The sequence below is a fragment of the Skermanella sp. genome, assembly GCF_059503625.1.
Map to the genome: position 1 here is coordinate 1 of NZ_JCACHA010000489.1, position 2,201 is coordinate 2,201.

The 2,201-nt window shown below is 63.9% G+C and carries 2 protein-coding genes and 1 tRNA gene; 1 reads left to right on the forward strand and 2 read right to left on the reverse strand.

Annotated elements, in window-relative coordinates; all coding sequences use genetic code 11:
• Positions 1–215: 215 nt before the first annotated feature.
• Entirely contained in the window at positions 216–392 is a 177-nt protein-coding gene (locus AC5JJ6_RS10670; RefSeq protein WP_169789280.1) for a hypothetical protein, read from the reverse strand.
• A gap of 87 nt (positions 393–479) precedes the next feature.
• Between AC5JJ6_RS10670 and AC5JJ6_RS10675 the strand changes: the two genes are divergently transcribed.
• Positions 480–565, forward strand: a tRNA-Leu gene (locus AC5JJ6_RS10675).
• 59 nt (positions 566–624) lie between these two features.
• Here AC5JJ6_RS10675 and AC5JJ6_RS10680 read toward each other — a convergent pair.
• Positions 625–2,201 (reverse strand): GMC oxidoreductase (locus tag AC5JJ6_RS10680; protein WP_496042016.1); only part of this gene is annotated, 1,577 nt, incomplete at its 5' end.

A 2,201-nucleotide genomic window follows, 5' to 3' on the forward strand; every position in this document is an offset into this window, starting at 1 on the left:
ATCGCGGGGCTCAGGACGCTGATGGGCCAAAGCGAGGATGGCGTGATCGCCATCCTCCTGCTTTTCTTCGGGCTGATGGTCACCTTCGGCGCGATCGCGATGGCGGTCGGCATCATGACCATGAACGGCCTGATCGACCACGACTGAGGTCCCGATATCCGAGCGAAAACGTGTTCGGAAGATCCGGTCGGAACCGCCCGGTTGAAATGAACCGATCAGAATGGGCCGAACGTCTGGTAGACGAAGACCAGGCCGACGAGCACCGCAAGCCAGACGGCGGCCTTCGGCAGCCATTGCCCGCCCCGGTTCATGCGGATGGCGGCCGGCGCCACGAGCAGCGCTACCAGCAGCAGCGAGACGAGTCCCAGCCAATTGATATCGAAGCTTTCCATGGCCTCCCAGATGTGCGCCAGGGTGCCCTTCTGCAAGGCGCTTGCGAGTGCGACGCGGGCAGTCTAGTTTAGCAGTATCTTCCCTGGGCCCGCTTGGCGGAATCGGTAGACGCAAGGGACTTAAAATCCCTCGACCTTTGGTTGTGCCGGTTCGACTCCGGCAGCGGGCACCATCGGGATGGTGGTGCCCAGAGGCTCATGCCGCTTCCAAGCGACGCTTCCTTCCCCTTACTCAGATCAGCTTGCCGCGAAGGTGGTCGGCCAGGCGGACGGCCAGCGCCACGATGTTGACGGTGAGCATGGTGGCGCCGGATGTCGGGAAGACGGAACCGCCTGCGACATAAAGGTTCTCGATGCCGTGGACACGGCAGTTCTCGTCCACCACGCCGCGCCGGGGATCGCGGCTCATGCGGGTGGAGCCCATGAAATGGGCCGAGGAATCGACACCCCGGGGCCAAGGCTCGTCCTCGGACTGGAAATCCATGCGCAGGCGGCCGATGCCGAGCGTTCCGAACTGCTCGGCCAGCAGTTTCTGCGTGCGCAGGATCGTGCGCTTGTCCAGGTCGCCCAGGCGCCAGTCCAGCGTCAGCTTCCGTTGTCCCAGCGCGTCGAGATCCGTCCCCAGCATGACCCGGCTGTCGCGGTTGGGGGCCTGTTCGGAGAAGAAGCGGGTCTGGAGGATCCTATAGGAGCTGTCGCCGAAGCTGCGGGCGTAAAGCGCCTTGATCACCTGGTCCAGGTCTCCGATCACCGTACCGAGGTCGTGGGCCAGATTGTCCGGCACGCGTCCATAGACGATCTGCTTGGCGATCCGGCGCATGGCGATGAAACCGGGCGTGCGCTCCCCTTCGTAGGACTCCTCGAAGAAGACGACGGTGTTCAGGATGCCCTCGCGCTCCTGGGCTTCCCTGCTCGGCTGGAGGGCGTCGATGAAGGGGTTGACCTCGCTCTGGAAGCGCTGCTCCCAGCCCAGCGTCGCATAGTAGCTGGCGGTACCATCGGGGATCGACAGCAGGGCGCGGCCGGTGCGGAGCGTCGTATGGGCCATGAAGTAGCGTCCGACGGTGTCGTGATCGTTGCCCAGCCCCTGGGGGCGCGCCCGGTCCGACAGCAGCAGCAGGCGCGCGTTTTCCAGGCCGGCGGCCAGGACGAAGACGCGGGCGCGGAAACGATGGGTCTTTCCGTCGATCCCGCCGGTCCTGAGCGATACTGCCTGCTTCGCTTCGGCGTCTGCCTCGATCTCCACCACATTGGCGTTCAGGTAGACCTGGCACAAGTTGCCGGCCGTCACCAGAGCGGTGCGGTAAACCTCGCCGAACCGCGTCGGCGGGCTTTTCAGGAAGATCTTTTCGCTGATCGGATCGCCTTTCAGGGACAGCCGGCGGTTCCTGAAGGATTCGGATTGCTCAGCCCAGTAATCGGCTGAAAAGTTCGGAACCGGCAATTCGCAGTACCGGTATGCCCGAGGATAATACGGTTCCATTTCATCGATGCCGAAGGGCCATCCGCTGTCCGGGATCCAGGACCGCTCCTCGAAATCCTGCGGATCGAGCGGTGCGCAGTTGCCGCCCCAGTGGCCGGTGGTGCCACCGAAATAGCGCAGCCGGCTCCAGAGGAGGTCGATCTTCTGTTCGCTGACACAGTCGCCGTCGTTCAGAGCCTGCACATCGTCATCGAACTCCAGCCCGCCGCTTTCCAGCAGGCATGTCCGATGGCCCTGCCCCAGCAGCTCCATCGCGAGGGTTATGCCGGCCGCCCCTCCCCCGACGATACACACATCCGTATCGATGACAGTCCCATCCGGAACAC

Coding starts and splice junctions, on each gene's coding strand:
- AC5JJ6_RS10670 (WP_169789280.1), bottom strand. CDS start 392: ATGGAAAGCTTCGATATCAATTGGCTGGGACTCGTCTCGCTGCTGCTG.